This is a genomic window from Cyclobacterium sediminis (assembly GCF_054781075.1).
Genome location: NZ_BAAGVC010000004.1, coordinates 119,641 through 138,582, shown reverse-complemented (window position 1 = coordinate 138,582; position 18,942 = coordinate 119,641). Strand labels below are relative to the sequence as shown.

The following is an 18,942-nucleotide window of genomic DNA, read 5'->3' as shown; positions in this document are numbered from 1 at the left end:
TTTACTTTGAATTAAAGTCAACTTGACGAATGTGTATTTTATATTTTGAAAGAGTCAAAGAAGCTAAGCTACTTAAATAATTATTTTGTGCATTGAGTAGTTCTTTGTACTTATCAAGGCGGTTATCTAAACTTATTAATCCGCTTTGATATAAATTCTCGGAATGTTGGTCATTCTTTTTCTGTAGCACTAAAATTTGCTCATTATCACTAAGCTGAGTTAATCCTTGAGTTAATTGCAATTGTAATAACTCATCTTCTTTTTGAAGCTCTATCTTGGAACTTTCTAATTCCAATTTTTGAAGCTGTATGTTGATTTTAGATTGCTCTATTTTTCTCTCAGCCGAAAAGTCAAAAAGATTCATACTTAAAGTCGCACCGAAAATTTGTTGTGGTAGTACGTTAGCATTAGAAAAGCCAATGAAATCATCAGTAGCCCAAGTTCTGCTGTTTTGATACACTAAACTTAAGGTTGGATACCTAAGCGCTTTTATTTGTTTCAATTGTGCTTCGGCACTTGATAAGTTGGCTTTTTGCAAGAGCAATTGTGGATGAGCTTGTAAACTTGTTGAGTTTATCAAACCAAACTGTTCGAAGTTATCGTCTATTAGGATAGTGTCTTGCGTATGTAACTGGCTTTGAAGTTGGACATAATATTGCTGCAAACTATTTTGACTCATTTTCAATTGACTTGTTGTTTGCCTACTATTAATTAAAGCCTGATTGTATGCTGATTCACTAATTGTGCCTTTTTGGAATTGATTCAAAGCATTAATAAGGATAGTATCTGAAACGGCTACATTTTCTTCATAGACCTTTATGCTTTCTCGAGTCAGCAGTATAGAATAATAAGTAGAAGCCAATTGATTATATAGGTTAAAGCGATTTATCTCTGTGGTGGCCTCGGCTTTAGAAAGCTCTATTTTAGAAACTTCAACGGCAAATATTCTCTGAAAATTTAGTACATCCCATTTAGCTTGTAAGCTTCCATTATATTGATATTTAGTACCAAATACGACTTCTGAAAACTCACCTTCCGGGGCTGATGGGTTAAAAATTTGAGCTGGTATTAAATTTGGCTGAAGTGTAATATTATCATTGTATCCCAATGAAGCACTTATATCAGGCAAAAAATCTGATTTTTTCTCCTTCACTTTTGACAAAAACAATTGTTCGTTTGCGGTAGCACTTTTTAAAATGATTGCATTGTCATCAGCATAAGCAAAAAGTTCGTCTATTGAGTGGAACACTACTTGAGCATTAGCATATGGAAAAAAACTGAATAGGATAACCAATATTCCCATCGCTCTAAATTTATTGTATGTTACAGTTCGGAAGTTCATAATCACTAAAGTTGGATTTAATGCTTTATCAAATTTTAATTCTGTTCCAAACGATGGTTTTACCAAACCAGCCTTTTTTAAGTGTTAGTTTAATATTGTTTTTATCGACAAGGGTCAACGATGCAGAAAGCTTTGTTTTGTTCTCTGGTGCAATAAAGACCCCACAGCAATACTCTTTGTCAGATTCCTTCTCTAGGTTTCTTAATAGGATAATTTTTTCTTTACTCTTGATTTTTTTATCTTCATTTGGGTTAGTTGAACCAATCAACTGGCCATAGTATTTGCCATTTTTTTCGAAGATTTTAAATATTGCTTGCTTCCCTTCTGGTTGCCAAGTACCTTCAATACTGTTTTGAGAAAATGCGATTGTGCTTGTGAACACAAACAATACAACTATCATTAATGACCTCATATTCCTATTAATTACAATGCAAATGTGAGTTAGATAGATAGATCTATTAATTACAAAGTAGGTTAAATGAACAAATTTTGAGGTGAATTGAACAGGCAACTTCGGAACAGTTAGAACTCAAAGGTTTTGCCTCGGATGATTAAGCTGTGAACCTAGCTGTAGTACCAAAAAATTAGCAGTGGACAGGTGGAAAGGCAAGTCAACAGACTTAAAACCATCAAAAGAAAAATGTATGGACAGGCCGGCTATGAGCTATTAAAGAAAAAAGTAATTGAATTTGGCTAAATATATAGTGAGATGCCTAAAAAAATAGGCGATATCTTAGTGTCTTTTGAGGTATATACATTTTGAGCTAATAAAGTCGATATAATTAAAGTGCCAAAAAATTATAATGGTGTATCACTTTTTTTTATGGCCAGTTTTTGGTTTTTAGAACTTCTACTATTCTCATATTGTCAATAAAATCATTGTAGGTAATTTTGCTAAGGGTACTGTTAAAGGCAACTTCCCCATTACAATTGAAAATGGTAGATGCAGGAGACGAACTCAAAGTTCCGTCTAATACAATAAAGCCTTTTTTGTCATACTCTACGACCATAATACGGTACGTGTTCCACAATTGTTCATATTGGGAATCGAGGTCAGCCAGCCATTGAAGTTCTTTAATCGGATCGGTGGTTTGGCAGGAAAGCGAAAGATCGTTTAATTCAGGATCATCCTGATCTACGCTATTACAGGATTGCGTATAGAAGGCCAATAAGGCCAAAGCTAGAATTCGTATTCGTGTTTTCATCATTTTAGGGAATTTGAGTTTACTAATTTGTTAGTATCAATGAAAGAAGATGAAGTTAAGCAAAACAAAAGCGTTAATCAATTGAAATAGAGAAGAAAGTAAACTAAGGAAAATTAATTTAGTTCCCCATACAGTAAATGTAAACTATTTGAATTTCAGTATTTACTTAGGCGTTCGGTTGCACATGAGTTGTAGATAAAAGAATTTCATAAGGCCAATTCAATTAATTCTTTAAAATTTTGATTGAGTCTGTAGGTTTAAACTCCTAAAACGATAGAAGCTTCAATATCAAGTTTTCGGCTTATCTCACGAGCCACTTTGAGTGTAGGTTCACTTTTTCCATTGAGATATTCGCTAATTCTTGAACTGCTTATGCCTAAGAAATTAGAAAGGGCTTTTTGGTTTAAGCCACGCTCATGCATTCTTAATTTAATGGCTTCTGCAAGGGTAGGTGGTGATACAGGAAAATTCGCTTCTTCATAATCTGCAACTAAATCTGAAAGTATATTTAATTTAATAAACCCCTTAGCTTCAGTATTTTCTATATTATCTGGATTAGAAAGCAATTCTTCAATTCTTTCTAAAATGGCATTGTATTCTTTTTTTGATTTGATCATGCTTAGATATTTTGGATGCCTTTAATTTTGTCATATTCTGTATGGATGGTTAAAGTAATCTCAAAAAAAAATCATTAAAATTTGTTAATTAGATGTTTAAATATATATGATTAAAGTGATTTTAAACTTAAATTTAACCTTACTTCCCAATACAGTAAGTGTTAACTATTTTAAATTCAGTGTTTTTAAGGGGGAAGTTTTACAGGAGTTGTACAAAATAGAATCTTATAAGGTCAATTAAATCAATTCTTTACAATTTCGATTGATATTTTAATAATCTCCTTAATTTTTACGGTTTTCTCCCTATTAATATACGATGATTATTAAAGGATTGGTTAGTTACTTAATCTGCCTTAATATCACGATGACGGGTATGTCCTTTTAGCTCAGTTCGTACAAATTCTTTACCCGCATTTTTTTTTTCACCTTTCCAAAATAGGTTTCTCTTATGCTTTCGTAAATGTTTGGCCCATTCACCGGAAACAGTTAGATGTCCTTTTTTCTTATGTGCCATAGTCTTGAGTTTTAGAATTCTGTTTTAATTGACTTTCCCAATCAAGTACGGTTCCTATTCAACACACTAATCACCAATTTTTCACCGTATCCATTTCCTCTGGTTTGCTTGATGCAATAAACAAAGTTAAACTGGCTAAGGCATCATTACTGATGATCGGGTTACCGTCTCTGTTATGAAGTAGCTTATTTTGCTGCAAAAAGAGAAGAAAGCAGGCTGCGGCAATTCTTTTATTGCCATCCACAAATCCATGGTTTTTCACAATCAGGTAAAGCAGGGTAGCGGCTTTTTCTTCCAAGGTAGGATAGAAGTCTTCTTTTCCGAAGCCTTTACTGATTTGTGCGATTGCACTCTCAAAGCTTCCGTCTTTTTCTTTACCAAATACACCAGATTCAAAATCTGATCTCATGGATTTTATTACCTCTTATTAATCTGATAATTCAGGATAGGTCGCTTTTCTTTTGCTTAATCCCTTTTTATCAAGGTTTTCATGATCATAATCATCAAGCAACTCTAGTCCCTTTGCAAACTGGTTTAACCAATCCAAGTTCTGATCTTGTGCTTTCTGCTCAATGGCACGGCTTAAAATCCGAATGCCATCTTTAAGGGTTTGCACTTCCTGTTGCTTCTGAGCAAGCCTATTTTCATTGATTGCATAGCCTTGGATAAGATAATCCTTTAACCGATTGGTTGCCCATTGACGGAAAAGAGTTGCCTTTGATGAATTTACCCTATAACCAATTGATATAATCATATCAAGATTATAGAGGTTCATCTTACGCTTTTTACCATCTGCTGCAACCTGTTCCAAAATGGAACAGGTTGATTCTAATTCCAATTCTTTTGACTTGTAGATATTATTTATGTGTTTAACTACAGCAGGTCGTTGAACATCAAAAATAGAAGCCATAGCGTGCGCATCAAGCCAAACTGTTTCCTTCTCAAACTTTACCTCGATTTGAGTCTGTCCATCACTTCCTTGGTAGATTTCGATTTTGTTTTCCATAAAAGTTGTTCGGTAAATTTCACTCAAATTTCTCCAGTTCAACTTGTTTCACACATTAATAAGCATGGCCATATCCAAATATAGCAATTTAGGAACTGTTCTGGGGTAATGTGAATTTACACCTTAAATGGTAAAAAATAGAAAAAATTGATTTATTGTTTAGTTGTTTCTGCCTACTTTCCAGGCCATATAGTTGAATAAGCACCTTTTTTTATGCTTAAATATCAGGCATATGGTTATTTCCCCTAAAATTTATTCTGATTGGAGATAGCTGTAGAAATTTTTAATTTATTTTTGGAAAAATAAATAATGAAATCTTTCAGTAATGTCAGATGTTCATATACCATCATTAAAATGCAAGGTAGAGGAGAAAATCATGGTTTTCATTTTGTGTATATGAAAACGTAATGGGGCTTTTTCGAATTCCATCTTGGAAACCTCCATGTAAGCATTCCAGTGGAGGTACCTCATTCAAATATTAAGTATAAAAGGAGTAAACTTACTTCCCAATACAAAACTTGCTAAAAATATTCGCAAGTAAATCGTCTGTGGTGATTTCTCCGGTGATCTCACCAAGGAAATGTAAAGAACGACGGATGTCCATGGCCAAGAAATCATTGGTTACTTCTTCGTCAAGTCCTGTCAAAACATCCAGTAGGGATTGGCGGGTTCTAGTCAATGAATCGTAGTGGCGAATATTGGTGACAATGGTGTTTCCCGTCCTGAACTTGTCTAGATTTACCAGTTCCAGTATCCGGCTCGTTAAGCTTTCCAAGTTTTCTTTTTTTCCTGCAGAAATGAAAATAGTGTCCGGGTAAGCCTTCTTTAATTCATTGATAAATAATGGATTGGACTTGTCTACTTTATTGGCTACTTTAAGGAAAGGTATCCCTAGATTTTCTAATTTGTTAATGTCTTTGCTGATTTCTACCATGTCCGTATCTCCCAAATCAAATAGATAGAGGATCAGTGATGCGGCCTTCATTTTCTCATGCGTTCGACTAACGCCCATGGCTTCAAGCACATCAGAGGTTTCTCTAATTCCGGCCGTATCGGTAAACCTAAAAATTACACCACCTATATTGATTTCGTCTTCGATAAAATCACGGGTGGTTCCTGCAATATCCGAAACAATGGCTTTTTCTTCCTTGAGTAATGCATTGAGTAGGGTGGACTTACCGGCATTTGGTTTTCCTGCAATCACAGTTGGTACTCCATTTTTTATCACATTTCCCAAGTCAAAGCTGCTGATCAACTGCTCCACCACGCGGAGTAACTTTTCTACTAAAACACGTAAGTCATCTCGACTGGCAAATTCTACATCTTCCTCTGTAAAGTCCAGTTCCAGCTCAATCATGGAAGCAAAATGGATCAACTGATTGCGAAGTCCGGCGATTTCTCCTGAAAAGCCACCTCTCATTTGGTTCATGGCTGCCTGATGGGAAGCTTCGGAATCGCTATGAATAAGGTCGGCCACAGCTTCTGCCTGGGCCAGGTCAAACTGCCCATTTAAAAATGCCCTTTGCGTAAATTCACCGGGTAGGGCAGGGCGGGCCCCCTTCCGAACAAGTAATTTTATTACTTGGTTGATAATATAAGAAGAGCCGTGAGTAGAGATTTCTACCACATTTTCTTTTGTAAAAGATTTTGGCGCAACAAATAAGGAGACTAGCACCTCATCAATCACTCGCTTTTCATCTCGAATCGTTCCAAAGTGAATGGTGTGACTTTCTTGTTGCTCCAGGTCTTTTCCATAAAAGACTTGGTTGGCCAAGGAAATGGCATGTTTTCCGGAAAGCCGAATAACTGCTATGGCCCCTACTCCCTGAGGTGTAGCTAAGGCGACAATGGTATCATCTTTTTGACTAAAATTTAAAGCCATTAATATTCGAAATTTTCAAGTAATGATTTTAATGAGCTGATAAAATTATCCGGTTCTCTGTATCCGGGAAGTTGGGTGATGTTTTCCATGGATGCATCCATAATTACAAAATTCGGAAAAGACCTTACCCTCATATTTCGAGCCATCGATTGTTCAGAATACTCTTTATCTCTAAATTTAAACTTATTCTTTCTGTTTTCGGCATTTAGCTTGACAGCGTAAAAATTATTATTGACATACTCAATTACCTTTGGATCAGTAAAAGTATTTCTATCCATTTTTTTACACCAACCACACCAGTCGGTATAAACATCTATAAGGATCATCTTAGGGTTGGCTGCCGTTTTTTCTATCACTTCTTCAAAACTATGCCAGTTGATCGACTCTTTTTGAGCGAAAGAAAATTGATGAATAAAAACCAGCATCACAATAAGTCCAACTACTTTTTTCATGGTTTTTGAATTGTTTTCTATTACCCTTTCAAATTCGGTTTTCAGATTATTTTGGTCATAGCCTTTGCAAATCCAATTAGTCAAAGGTATTGTAATTAAACGTGCAATCTTTATGCTAAGGTTTTATGAAACCCATTATCGGTCCAAACGGTTCCCTTTATCAATTTGGGTGGAGCATTACCTGAATGTTGGTGGCCACTTCTTTGGAAACAAAAACCTTTTTTTGGTTGTCAATAAATAATTCTTGGGAACTATCATATTCTATTTTTTCAAGCACCAGTACCTTGGCACCTATATATATGCCCACCTTATCCAGGTACTTTAAAAAGTTTGCACTTGTATCACTAACAGAAACTATCTTTCCACTTTGCCCCACAGGAACTTCTTGAAGCGTGATTCTGGGTTTGTCACTGAGTTCCCCAAATTCATCCGGAATAGGATCTCCATGCGGGTCAAATTTGGGAAAACCCAAATATTCATCCAAGCGACGGACGAGTAGGGGAGCCTTTACATGTTCCAATTCTTCTGCGATGGCATTCACTTCATCCCAATTGAATTTTAATTTGTCCACCAAAAATACCTCCCAGAGTCGATACCTTCTGATGATAAATAGGGCAGTCTTTCTACCTTCCTCTGTAAGGCTTACTCCATAATATTTCCTGTAGTCAATCAGTTCCTTTTCTGCCAGTTTTTTAAGCATGTCACTTACAGATGCGGCCTTGGTATTGACAGCAGCCGCAATCTCATTTGTAGAAACTTTTTCTAGTCCATCTGTGACTAGCTTATAAATGGTCCTTAAATAATTCTCTTCTGCAGCACTTAAACTTTTCATGACTTAATTTTTCACAAATATAAGTTTTAGACTTGTCTAAAAAAATATTTAATTTTAATCTAAATCAGCTGTGGATAACTGTGTTCTTATCTTTTTCTCAATTTTAGACATCTATGTAAAATAATTTAGTCATGTCTAAAAATAATGTAAGATATTGATTTACAGTGGTTAATACCATTAAATTTTTTAAATCAGAAGATAGTCAGTCTTTAATGTGGAGCTTGGAAAAGTACAATTTGGGCCTTTTTCCCTTAGTTAGGTAAAGTAATATTTAACAGTAACTGTTGGAATTTTCTTTTTTCAGCCTCCCAAAAGATGTCTTCTTCGGGTTGTAAGCGGTAATAATCAAGCTGTAACAGACTTTTCCACACTGCATTCACTTCTTTAATGGCCCTAAAATCGATGCAGATTCCGGCCGGATACTTATCCACAATGCTTTTCCACAATGGGTTTTGACTCATAAGAATTACCTTTTGGAGGGCAATTCCTTCATAGAGTTTTGTGGGGATTTTATCCTTGATACTGGGCAGTAGCTGATAGGGCAACATCAAAATATCAGCTTCCATTACCTTACTCCTAATATGCGTTACAGATAGGGGTTGATCAGAGAGTTCTAGGTGTATCCCCTTTGATGCTCCATAATCCCTTGTCAGTTGCTTATAGAAGTTATTTAGGGGACAATGACCTATAATGCTTAGTTTGGCCTCTGGTAGCGCTTCATTAAGCTTCAAAAACCATTCAATGGCTGAAATAACACCATATACAGGGGTGATGGTCCCACTAATAATAAAATGAGGATTGATTGGATTCAAAAGCCGAAATGAAGGTGTAAATGGCCCTGAAATAGCCGCTTTGTTTTCTATGACCGTATAACTCTTGATACCGGGCATCTCTGAAACATAACATTTTTCAGCAAGAATATGATGGTCAATGGCCCTTCTGCCAAGTCTTTCTGAAAAGCCAACAAGCCATTTGGCTAAAACCTGAAGATAAGCGGGCATGGTCAGGTTGTAGGCAATGTTTTTTACATAGTTTTCCTGTACATCATAGATGAGTTTAAAAGATAGTAAGCGCTTGACTAACCAGGCCATTGGTAGCAATTCATAAGTGGTGACAATAACCACTGTGGGCTTTATTTTAATAAGCTGTCGAAGGAATTTAAAAGGAACTAAAAGCCTAGAAAGGTTTGTTCTGGGGCCGGAAAAAATTTCTATCAATCGAATATTTTCAACCTTTGGCGTTTTTTTTGAGGAAAACCCTATGATGTTAAGGTCGTATTTATTTGTTTCACGAATTGAAAATCCGAGCTTGTATAACATCCTGGAATCATCTACCGGTTTAAGGACAGAAGCAATTATGATAGAGGGTTTTTGAGGCATAAAATTGAAAAATCAAACTAAGCTAATATTAAATTTATGGAATTACAGCATATTATCGAAAAAGCCTGGGACAACAGGGATCTATTGAAAGAAAAAGATGTTCAAATAGCCATCAAAACGGTGATTGCAGACTTGGACAATGGTAAAGTTAGGGTAGCAGAACCTACGTCAGACGGTTCTTGGAAGGTAAACGACTGGGTGAAAAAGGCTGTAATTCTTTATTTCCCTATCCAAAAAATGAGAACGATAGAGGTTGGACCTTTTGAATTTCATGATAAAATGGCCCTAAAAACCAATTATGCCAAACAAGGAATTAGAGTCGTTCCTCATGCGGTTGCCAGATATGGCGCGTTTCTTGCTAGCGGAGTGGTGATGATGCCTTCATACGTGAATATCGGTGCTTATGTCGACGGTGGAACCATGGTAGATACCTGGGCTACTGTCGGTTCTTGTGCCCAGATAGGCAAAAACGTTCACCTAAGCGGTGGAGTTGGTATTGGAGGAGTTTTGGAACCTATTCAAGCTGCACCTGTCATCATTGAAGATGGTGCCTTTATTGGGTCCAGAGCCATTATTGTAGAAGGAGTAAGAATCGGTAAAGAAGCCGTAATTGGTGCAGGAGTAACCCTAACCGCCAGTTCTAAGATCATTGATGTAACGGGTGATGAGCCTGTGGAACACAAAGGATATGTTCCTGAAAGATCGGTGGTTATACCCGGAACATTAAATAAAAAGTTTAATGCCGGTGAGTTCCAAGTTCCTTGTGCCCTTATCATTGGCAAAAGAAAGGCTTCTACTGATTTAAAAACTTCTCTCAATGATGCACTCAGAGACAACAGTGTAGCCGTATAATTTTATTTTAATTTATGATTTCGATTAAAAACCTATTAAGCATTATTTTATTGACCGGTCTTTTGGTGGCCTGTGGTAATAGCGCTTCCAATAAAGGCGATGCCTTTTATAATGATGGACAATACCAGGAAGCCATAGCAGCTTATACCAGCTATTTGGAGACCAAACCCAACAATGTGCAGGTATTGTACAACAAAGGTAGGGCCCATGAAGAGCTCGATGATTTCAAAAAAGCCGAAGACAGTTTCAAGCGTGCATTGAAACAAGAGCCAAAAAATACACAAATTTTGCTCAGTCTTTCCAATTTGTACCATAACAATGACAAACCGGAACTGGCTTTGATGTACGCAGATCATGCAGTATCTGTATCCGGAGCTCCTTCCATGGCCTATTTCTTAAAAGCCAGGTCCATGCACAAATTGGGTAATGTTAAGGAAGCCATAAGGGAATACAATACTGCAATTAAGATGAGTCCTAAAAATGGGCAAGCTTATTACTATCGAGGTTTGCTTTATGTGGCCACCGATCAGACAGCTAATGCTTGTAAGGATTTTAAATCTGCAGTTACCAATAACTATGAACCTGCAAAGGAATCTGTTAATAAGTATTGTCGATAAATCTTTTGTAGGATTGACAACTTCAAGAGGCCTGATTATTCAGGCCTTTTTTTATGCATGAAATATTTTATCTTATATTTTTTGAATGTAATTTAATTGAATTGAACTTTGTTTTAATATTGAAAATCAATTGATTAACTCATCTTGTTTCCACAATTTTTTTTAATACTTATCGAAATGGAAATGAAAATGGTTTTGTCTCAATTGCTTTGGAAAAACTATAGCTAACCTTTGTTTAATGAAATTGAATATGATTTAATATAAGTCTATGTACCTACTTATTAATTGTTTATGTCGACAGGATTAGTGTCAGTTTCAACTTTGCTTCCCATTGTAATTGTTAAATAGAAAAAGTAAGCGTGGGTTAATAGCCATTGAATACTATTCAATTGAATTGACCTTTACTCAATTTATAGTTAAAGCCTGTTGGTCATTGTCTTAACTTGATTCAATGAAATTCATTGAAAATGATCGTGGAGCTAAAAGCCCGTTATTCTCTTCAGCTAATAGTTTATGATTTGATTAGTCTAAAGCTCTAAATGGCTTTAGGTTTCCAGGTATCGTGAGCAATAATAGGTGGTTTGTAATTTATAATAATGCTATTCTCCGGCTAAGAAAATTAAAATTTATGGTATACCGGATAGTTTAAATTGTTAAAAGCTTATTAAATAAATTTTAGAGAATCATGCTTCCTCTTTTGATGGAAATGTTCCCGGTGAAATAAGTATTTGGCTTTCACTTGAAGTGGTAAAATTACTTGAATATTCTCTTTTTAGTTGGCATTTTCATCCTAATTCTTAATGTAAATCTAACCGCTATGATTGAAAATTAATGGGAAAATTATTTCGATTGAGTACTGATTGGTTCGTTTTAGTTTAAATACAAGTCAAGTGAATTAAACTTTAACCAATATAAATTAAATTATTGTATACCAGTTATTTAAGAACAAGTATTTAAGTTGTTTTTAAATTGAAGTTTATTAAAATGACTGAAATAGGATGTATTATTTTTCAGGTGCAGTATGGTCGCAAAGTTCTTCTGTAAGGATATGGCCGGTACCTTCGCAAACCGGGCAGGTATCAACTTCCACCAAACTGCCATTGCAAGCAGTACAGGTTAATCTTCCTTTTCCTGAGCATCGTTCGCATTCAAAATACTCTAGGATATTGAATACATTTTTCCTTGTAACCAACCCGTCTCCTGCACACCTGCTACAACCAATAACTCCTCTACCTTTACAAAGAGAGCAAGCTTGTTCTGATTTTCCTTCTCCATGGCAGGTCTCACAGGTTCCATATCTATAACCACGTACATCACAGTATTGACACGAAACAATTTCTGCCAAGGGGTTTACCAATTGGTTTTGAAGTGCTTTGGCTTGTTTGTAATAACTTCCTTTAAAGCCATTCAAATCCAAATATTTGTTGACGAAGCTTTGACTGTTATGGTATTGGCCCAATGCATACAATGTTTTGGCAAATAGGTAAGGCATTTCAGCTGGTATGGGCTGGTTGCTTTCTATGATTTCTCTAAAAATAGTATTGGCTTTGGTATAATCACCATTCTCCATGGCTGTATTTGCTTGGCTCATCATTGCTGATGTAGTTCCCAAACTGGGGCTTTGTGCGTAAATACTCATAGGTTGAGTAAGTCCTATAGTAATTAATAGAAATAAAATTATCAGGAAAGGGTGTTTTTTCATTTTTATAGGTTCTTCAGGAAGGCAAAGTAAATACCTTTGAGGTGAAATTCAATTATAGAATTAAACTTTAATGTTTTTTAACCAATAAGGATTATGTCGGAAATTTATCCTTTTTAGCCTTTAATTGAAATTATTAGAGTAGCAAACCTCCTTATTTGATTTAGGTATTAAAGATTTTTATCCAATTTAATCCACAATTTATGGACTATTTTGGTTTTTTTTAAAGCTTAAAGATTGGGCATTCTCATTATTTTAAGGCTTTATTGTGTTAGAATGGGCAAATGTAATGGGAATAATTTTTTTCTCATCGAGTAATAGAAATTGAACATTTTTGAGGGAATTAATAGTAATATTTTGCGAATACTTTTGTTCTTAGTAGACTAAAATAGTTAATTCTATCCATAAAATATAAGTATTTATAGGATTAAATTAAGATTTTATTTGGAACCGAATAGGAATTGATTAAGCGTTTATTATAGGCGGAAATGATTTAAGAATTTTTTCCTAATTGGTATAAAATCCTTTATTTCAATGATTTTTAGATGGTAACCTATCCTCTTTTATTATAAAATGGAACGGTTATTGTGTGTTGAGAAATTTGAAATGAATTTGATTTATTTAAAGAAAATGAAAATTTTACTTGATAATCACCTAATGATTTTTGACAAAAAATAAGAATATTTTTAAAGTACAAAATAAACTTATAAATTACAGGAGCAATTATTAAATTCTATTAAACCATATACATATGATTTCTTCACTGTTAGAAAATCTGTCACCTGAACTAATCTCTGGATTGACTCAAAAATTCGGACTTGATCAAAGTAAAGCTTCTGAGGCAGTTAGCACCACCAAAAGTAGTTTGCTTGAAAGTATTTCCAAAGAAGCAGCCGGAGGTAATCTGGATGGTATTTTGGGTATGCTAAACCAGGGTAGTGGATTGACACAAAACCCTATGTTTAAAAGTATACTAGGAAATTTAACTGGTAGTTATGCTTCTAAATTGGGCGTTTCCCCTGAAATGGCCATGTCAATTGCTTCTTTTGTATTACCTAAGATAATTTCAGCAATATCCGGTACTAAAAGCGGAGATTTAGATAAAACTGATTTGGTTAAAATGTTAGGTGAATCTTCCGGCAAAGCCATAGCAGATAAAGCTTCAGATTTACTTAAAGGAGGTCTGGGAGGCTTATTTAAATAATACTTTTATTCAATAAACTTAATTATATAATTATGTCACATTCTATTACTAAAATTGAGGGTATAGGTCCGGTTAACAAAGAAAAACTTTCTGCTGCCGGAATTGTTACTGTGGAGAATCTTCTTGAAAAAGGTGCTTCAAAAAGTGGTCGTAAAGAAATTGCCGCTGCAAGTGGAATTGATGAAAAAATCATTCTAAACTGGGTCAATATGGCTGATTTATTTAGAATTAAGGGGATTGCCAGTCAATTTGCTGAATTGTTAAAGGCAGCAGGTGTTGATACTGTAAAGGAACTGAGAAACAGAAATGCAGAAAATTTACATCAAGCACTTGTGTCTACCAACGAAGCCAAAAACTTGACCAATGCAGTTCCGGCACTTTCTAGGGTGACAGATTTCATAGAACAAGCTAAAAATTTGGATCCCGTAGTGACCCATTAATTCAATAAAATTATTTATTTTTAAAGAGTAGTTCGGTTTTGAAGTTAAATTAGCCTCTGAATAAACAATTCATTTGTATTTGGTGGTTGATAATGATAAACCTAAAAATTGGAGATGCTGCTGTAAAACCAATTTGCACCTATTTCTTTAGCATGAGACCTTAATGCAATTCTATTTATTGCATTAAGGTTTTTTTATATTAATGACAAATTGATGGAACAAATAGACAAATTTAAGGAACATATAAACCTTGGCTATACCTTTAAAAAAGATGCTTTCATTATTGGCACAGGAATGCTTGATCAGCAAGCCCTTAATGGTGCTCAGGTAAAAATCCCATTAAAGACATTAAACAGGCATGGTTTAATTGCCGGAGCTACTGGTACTGGTAAAACCAAAACTCTTCAAGTTATTGCCGAACAACTTTCTTTGAAAGGCATACCTTCAGTTTTGATGGATTTAAAAGGTGACTTGACCGGTTTGGCCTGCCCCGGAACTAACAATGAACATATAGAAAAAAGGTGTGCCAGTATAGGGGTGCCTTACGAAGCCACTGGCTTACCCGTGGAATTGATGTCTATTAGTAATGAAAAAGGGGTCAAGTTGAAAGCTACTGTATCGGAATTTGGGCCAGTTTTGATGTCCCAAATTCTCGATCTAAATAATACCCAATCTGGCATCCTGTCTTTGATATTCAGGTATTGTGACATGAAGCATCTTCCCTTGCTTGATTTGATGGACCTTAGATCCATATTAAAATATGCCATCAATGAAGGCAAGGCGGAAATTACCAAGGAGTTTGGGGCTGTTTCTTCCAATTCTGTCAATACTATTCTTAGAAAGATCATAGAGCTTGAGCAACAAGGGGCTGAAAACTTTTATGGAGAGCGTTCTTTTGAGGTGGAAGATTTTGTAAGACAAGAATCCGGTCGTGGAGTGGTATCCATTATTCGATTAACAGATATCCAAAACCGACCTAAATTGTTTTCTACATTTATGTTGAGTTTGCTTTCGGAGATTTACGAGACCTTTCCCGAACAAGGAGACCAAGAAGCCCCAAAACTTTGTCTTTTTATTGATGAGGCCCATTTGGTTTTTTCCAATGCCAGTAAGGATTTGCTTGAGAAAATTGAGGCCATAGTCAAACTGATTCGCTCAAAAGGGGTAGGGATCTTTTTCTGTACCCAAACACCGACAGACGTTCCGGATGAGATTTTGGGACAACTGGGACTTAAAGTGCAACATGCTTTAAGGGCATTTACCGCAAAAGATCGAAAAGCCATCAATAAAACAGCTGAAAACTATCCTATTTCGCCATTTTATAAAACCTCTGAGGTGTTAACCTCTATGGGAATTGGAGAGGCATTGATAACTGTATTGAATGAAAAAGGTATTCCAACCCCCTTGGTGCATACCTTGCTAAGGGCACCTGTCTCTAGGATGGGTATTTTAAGTCCGGAGGAGATTGACCAACAAGTTAAAGCTTCAAAACTGGTCAATAAATACAATGAACCCATTAATAGGGAGAGTGCCTTTGAAATCCTTGAGGAAAAGCTGAACAATGCAGCTCCTGAAAATCAGGAGAAAGAGGCCCCATCGAGGAGCAAAAGGAAAGCATCTGCTAAGGAAAAAGAAAGCTTTTTTGAAGCCTTGAGTAAAAATACCATGGTAAGACAGTTGGGAAGGACTTTCTTTAGAGAGTTAACCCGAGGAATCATGGGATCATTGACCAATAAGAAGCGATAATTGTAAGCAGATTTAGAAAATTGGAGAAACTAAAGGTTGGAATAATTGGAGGAGGAGCCTCAGGGTTTTTTGCAGCTATTGAAGCTGCCAAAAATGGTGCAGAAGTTTTAATATTTGAAAAAACCAATAAAGTATTGTCAAAGGTTTTGGTATCCGGGGGTGGAAGATGTAATGTCACCAATGGGACCGGTTCACCTTCTGAGTTTCTGAAAGGATATCCTAGGGGTAAAAATTTCATGAAAAAAGTTTTTAAAACATTCAATTCCAAGGATACATTTAAATGGTTTGAAAGCAGAGGAGTTCCTTTAAAAACCGAGGAAGATGGAAGAGTTTTTCCTGTAAGTAACAGCTCATCCAGTATAATAGAAGCACTAAAAAAAGCAGCGGAAATCAATGGAGTTAAAGTTTTATATAAAACTGGAATACAAGAGGTGAGGAGGCTTGATGGGAAGTTTATATTGAATTCCGGAAAAGAGGATATATATGTGGATAAATTGGTGATTTGTACGGGAGGAAAGCCTAAAAAAGAAGGGTATACTTTGATAGAGCAACTGGGGCATACCATTCATCCTCCTATTCCTTCACTATTTACTTTCAATGCTCCAAGCTCAAAAATTATCCAACTCAAAGGGTTAAGTGTTCCCAATGGACACATTCGATTTGAAGGAAGCCAATTGCAATACTCCGGCCCTATATTAATTACTCATTGGGGTATCAGTGGTCCCGCGGTATTGAAGCTTTCTGCTTTTGGAGCAGAGTGGCTTCACGACAAGGAATATAAGGCCGTAGCACTTGTAAAATGGCGAGAAGAATTTACAGAAGAGGGTTTAAGGGCTGACTTGTTGGGCTTTAAATGTGACCACCCATTAAAAATAGTGTATAAAAACCCACTATTTGCTTTGCCGGGTAGGTTATGGGAGTTTTTGGTTGATAAAGCCGAAATCAATTCTGATATTAAATGGGGAGATATGAACAAGAAAAAAATCAATAAATTGATAGAAAATTTACTGAGATTTTCTTTAAAAGTCTCAGGAAAAACTACCTTTAAGGAAGAGTTTGTAACAGCAGGTGGGGTGTCTTTAAATGAAATAGATGCCAACACAATGGAGAGTAAATTGGTAAAAGGATTATTCTTTGCAGGGGAGGTAATAAATGTTGATGGAATCACAGGAGGATATAATTTTCAAGCTGCCTGGAGTACAGGTTTTTTAGCAGGTAGTAGGTCTAGTGGCATTGTAATACAATAGGACTAGATTGTAGTAGTATACTTCTGTAGCATTTAATTTATTTCAAAATTTTTCTAAAACCTTGAAATATCTTGGCTTATTCGTTTTTTTAATTCAGTCGTTTGATTAATTTACGACTATGCAATTTTAGTTTTCAACCAATTGACAACTATGGAAAAAAATTACACCAATATTGATTATAAAAAAATTGAAGATATGGTTGAGGATGATTTAGACTTCCGAAACCAATTGCTGGATGCCATTGAGATTGCTGTTGAAGAACTTGAAACAACTTACCTGAAAGGTATTGAAGACAAGGATGCTGAAAGCATCAAGATGGCACGGCATAAAATTAAACCAACATTAGGACTTTTTGGACTTCAACGTTTATCTCAATTATTGTCTGAAGGAAAAAAATTGATGGAAGAAGGTAATTTTAATTCCTGTCTGGATGAACATAAAGAGGAATTTAAATCAGCCACTAAGGCATTGCTAATCGATGTTAGAGATTATCGAGAATAATCGAGGAAATTATCTTTTTTGCTAAAAAGTTATCCTATTGAATAAAGATAATTTGACTGGTAAATCGTTAAAGGGGTTTATCTCTTAAATAAAAGCCATGTTTAGCACTGAAAAAATAAATTTTTCAAATTAATATCTTATACGGTTATTTAAAAGGCAATGGAAAATGCATATCCATCTCCTTAAACCTTTTGTAAAGCCAGCTCGCTGATTTTATCGGCTATAGACAAAGCACTGGTAGCGGCTGGTGAAGGGGCATTGATCACATGTACTGCTTTGGCCGTTTCTTGGATTGCAAAATCATCCAACAATCCCCCTTCTTTGTCACATGCTTGCGCCCTTACTCCGGCTCCACCGGATACCAAGTCTGCAGAGGTAATGTCTGGAATCAATTCTTGTAAAGCCTTTGTAAATTCAGATTTAATAAATGAGCGCTTGTATTCACCCAAGCCTGTCCTCCAATATTTTCCGGCTACTTTTTGTAAGCCCGGCCAAGTCACTGCCTCTAAAAATTCACTTAAATTAAAATCGGTTTTCTTGTATCCCTCTTTTCTAAATGCTAAAACCGCATTGGGACCTGCTTCTACTCCTCCCTTTTTCATTCTTGTAAAATGAACACCTAAGAATGGAAAATTAGGATCCGGTACAGGATAAATCAAGTTTTTTACCAGGTATTCCCTCTCTTTTTTAATTTTGAAATATTCTCCTCTGAAAGGAATGATTCTGATAGGTAAAGGGTCTTTTTCAAGCATTGCGGCAACCTTATCCACATATAAGCCGGCACAATTAATTACAATTTTTGTCTCGATTTCTCCTGCTGAAGTATTGATAGTAATGGATTTGTTTAAGTCTCTAATATCCTGAACCTTATGATTGAACAATACTTCCCCTCCTAAGGCAATAAACTTCTTCTCATAGGCCATGGTCACCCGCTTATAATCTACGATTCCTGTCTGAGGAACGTGCAAGGCACCCACTCCCTGACAATAGGGTTCAAACTCCTTCAGTTCCTCAATAGATATGGCGCGGACTCCTTCCAAGCCATTCTGCAATCCCCTTTCCATTAAAAAATTGAGTTGAGGTAATTGTTCTTTCTTTGTTGCTACCACTACCTTACCGGTAATTTCAAATGGAATTTCATTTTCCTCACAAAATTGAACCAATTGATGATAACCGTTAATACAATTTTTAGCCTTCATGCTTCCGGGTTTGTAATACAATCCGGAATGGATAACACCACTATTGTTGCCCGTTTGATGACAGGCCACTTCCGACTCCTTTTCTAGAACTGTTACCTTCAATTCCGGTCTTTGTGTTTTTATCTTTAAACCGGTGGCTAACCCAACAATTCCACCTCCAATGATTGTAATATCGTAAAGCATATTTCTTTTTTCTATTGCAACAAAT

The 18,942-nt window shown here is 35.7% G+C and carries 20 protein-coding genes; 7 read left to right on the top strand and 13 right to left on the bottom strand.

Going from position 1 to position 18,942, the window contains the following annotated elements:
- Nucleotide 1: 1 nt before the first annotated feature.
- The 11 genes from ACYVHJ_RS08060 to ACYVHJ_RS08010 form a co-directional block, all read right to left on the bottom strand.
- Complete coding sequence (locus ACYVHJ_RS08060; protein WP_460513913.1) at nt 2-1,408, bottom strand: TolC family protein; 1,407 nt, start codon at nt 1,406-1,408, stop codon at nt 2-4.
- Complete coding sequence (locus tag ACYVHJ_RS08055; protein WP_460513911.1) at nt 1,371-1,754, bottom strand: DUF2147 domain-containing protein; 384 nt, start codon at nt 1,752-1,754, stop codon at nt 1,371-1,373. Before ACYVHJ_RS08055 ends, ACYVHJ_RS08060 begins: the two co-directional genes overlap by 38 nt.
- A gap of 409 nt (nt 1,755-2,163) precedes the next feature.
- Nucleotides 2,164-2,550: a hypothetical protein gene (locus ACYVHJ_RS08050; protein ID WP_460513909.1), complete on the bottom strand. Its 387-nt coding sequence runs from the start codon at nt 2,548-2,550 to the stop codon at nt 2,164-2,166.
- Between the two features lie 254 nt (nt 2,551-2,804).
- Complete coding sequence (locus tag ACYVHJ_RS08045) at nt 2,805-3,164, bottom strand: helix-turn-helix domain-containing protein (RefSeq protein WP_460513907.1); 360 nt, start codon at nt 3,162-3,164, stop codon at nt 2,805-2,807.
- Nucleotides 3,165-3,507: 343 nt separating this feature from the next.
- Entirely contained in the window at nt 3,508-3,678 is a 171-nt protein-coding gene (locus ACYVHJ_RS08040) for a hypothetical protein (RefSeq protein WP_460513905.1), read from the bottom strand.
- Nucleotides 3,679-3,748: 70 nt separating this feature from the next.
- A complete protein-coding gene (locus ACYVHJ_RS08035; RefSeq protein WP_460513902.1) occupies nt 3,749-4,087 on the bottom strand; it encodes a type II toxin-antitoxin system death-on-curing family toxin in 339 nt (112 codons plus the stop codon).
- Between the two features lie 18 nt (nt 4,088-4,105).
- Complete coding sequence (locus ACYVHJ_RS08030) at nt 4,106-4,684, bottom strand: virulence RhuM family protein (RefSeq protein ID WP_460513900.1); 579 nt, start codon at nt 4,682-4,684, stop codon at nt 4,106-4,108.
- A gap of 499 nt (nt 4,685-5,183) precedes the next feature.
- On the bottom strand, nt 5,184-6,566 hold the full coding sequence (mnmE, locus tag ACYVHJ_RS08025) for a tRNA modification GTPase (RefSeq protein ID WP_460513898.1): 1,383 nt from the start codon (nt 6,564-6,566) through the stop codon (nt 5,184-5,186).
- A complete protein-coding gene (locus ACYVHJ_RS08020; protein WP_460513896.1) occupies nt 6,566-7,018 on the bottom strand; it encodes a thioredoxin family protein in 453 nt (150 codons plus the stop codon). Before ACYVHJ_RS08020 ends, mnmE begins: the two co-directional genes overlap by 1 nt.
- A 160-nt stretch (nt 7,019-7,178) precedes the next feature.
- Entirely contained in the window at nt 7,179-7,850 is a 672-nt protein-coding gene (locus ACYVHJ_RS08015; RefSeq protein ID WP_460513894.1) for a metal-dependent transcriptional regulator, read from the bottom strand.
- Between the two features lie 251 nt (nt 7,851-8,101).
- On the bottom strand, nt 8,102-9,229 hold the full coding sequence (locus ACYVHJ_RS08010) for a glycosyltransferase family protein (RefSeq protein WP_460513892.1): 1,128 nt from the start codon (nt 9,227-9,229) through the stop codon (nt 8,102-8,104).
- A gap of 36 nt (nt 9,230-9,265) precedes the next feature.
- Between ACYVHJ_RS08010 and ACYVHJ_RS08005 the strand changes: the two genes are divergently transcribed.
- A complete protein-coding gene (locus tag ACYVHJ_RS08005; protein WP_339902327.1) occupies nt 9,266-10,081 on the top strand; it encodes a 2,3,4,5-tetrahydropyridine-2,6-dicarboxylate N-succinyltransferase in 816 nt (271 codons plus the stop codon).
- 14 nt (nt 10,082-10,095) lie between these two features.
- Complete coding sequence (locus ACYVHJ_RS08000) at nt 10,096-10,698, top strand: tetratricopeptide repeat protein (RefSeq protein WP_460513890.1); 603 nt, start codon at nt 10,096-10,098, stop codon at nt 10,696-10,698.
- Nucleotides 10,699-11,701: 1,003 nt separating this feature from the next.
- Here the strand turns inward: ACYVHJ_RS08000 and ACYVHJ_RS07995 are convergent.
- The gene (locus ACYVHJ_RS07995) at nt 11,702-12,337 is read right to left on the bottom strand and encodes a molecular chaperone DnaJ (protein ID WP_460513888.1); all 636 of its coding nucleotides are present in this window, start codon (nt 12,335-12,337) and stop codon (nt 11,702-11,704) included.
- An 811-nt stretch (nt 12,338-13,148) separates the two neighbouring features.
- On the opposite strand from ACYVHJ_RS07995, the gene ACYVHJ_RS07990 reads away from it, so the two are divergent.
- The 5 genes from ACYVHJ_RS07990 to ACYVHJ_RS07970 all read left to right on the top strand — a co-directional run bounded on the left by ACYVHJ_RS07990 (nt 13,149) and on the right by ACYVHJ_RS07970 (nt 17,535).
- The gene (locus ACYVHJ_RS07990) at nt 13,149-13,601 is read left to right on the top strand and encodes a DUF937 domain-containing protein (RefSeq protein WP_339902324.1); all 453 of its coding nucleotides are present in this window, start codon (nt 13,149-13,151) and stop codon (nt 13,599-13,601) included.
- 32 nt (nt 13,602-13,633) lie between these two features.
- Nucleotides 13,634-14,041: a DUF4332 domain-containing protein gene (locus ACYVHJ_RS07985; protein WP_339902323.1), complete on the top strand. Its 408-nt coding sequence runs from the start codon at nt 13,634-13,636 to the stop codon at nt 14,039-14,041.
- 213 nt (nt 14,042-14,254) lie between these two features.
- The gene (locus tag ACYVHJ_RS07980; RefSeq protein WP_460513885.1) at nt 14,255-15,787 is read left to right on the top strand and encodes a P-loop NTPase family protein; all 1,533 of its coding nucleotides are present in this window, start codon (nt 14,255-14,257) and stop codon (nt 15,785-15,787) included.
- A 20-nt stretch (nt 15,788-15,807) separates the two neighbouring features.
- Nucleotides 15,808-17,034 (top strand): BaiN/RdsA family NAD(P)/FAD-dependent oxidoreductase, encoded by a 1,227-nt coding sequence (locus ACYVHJ_RS07975; RefSeq protein ID WP_460513883.1) that lies wholly within the window; start codon nt 15,808-15,810, stop codon nt 17,032-17,034.
- Between the two features lie 150 nt (nt 17,035-17,184).
- Nucleotides 17,185-17,535, top strand: a complete 351-nt coding sequence (locus ACYVHJ_RS07970) for a hypothetical protein (protein ID WP_460513881.1) — start codon at nt 17,185-17,187, stop codon at nt 17,533-17,535.
- 182 nt (nt 17,536-17,717) lie between these two features.
- Here ACYVHJ_RS07970 and lhgO read toward each other — a convergent pair whose 3' ends face one another.
- A complete protein-coding gene (gene lhgO, locus ACYVHJ_RS07965) occupies nt 17,718-18,917 on the bottom strand; it encodes an FAD dependent oxidoreductase family protein (RefSeq protein ID WP_460513879.1) in 1,200 nt (399 codons plus the stop codon).
- Between the last annotated feature and the right edge of the window lie 25 nt (nt 18,918-18,942).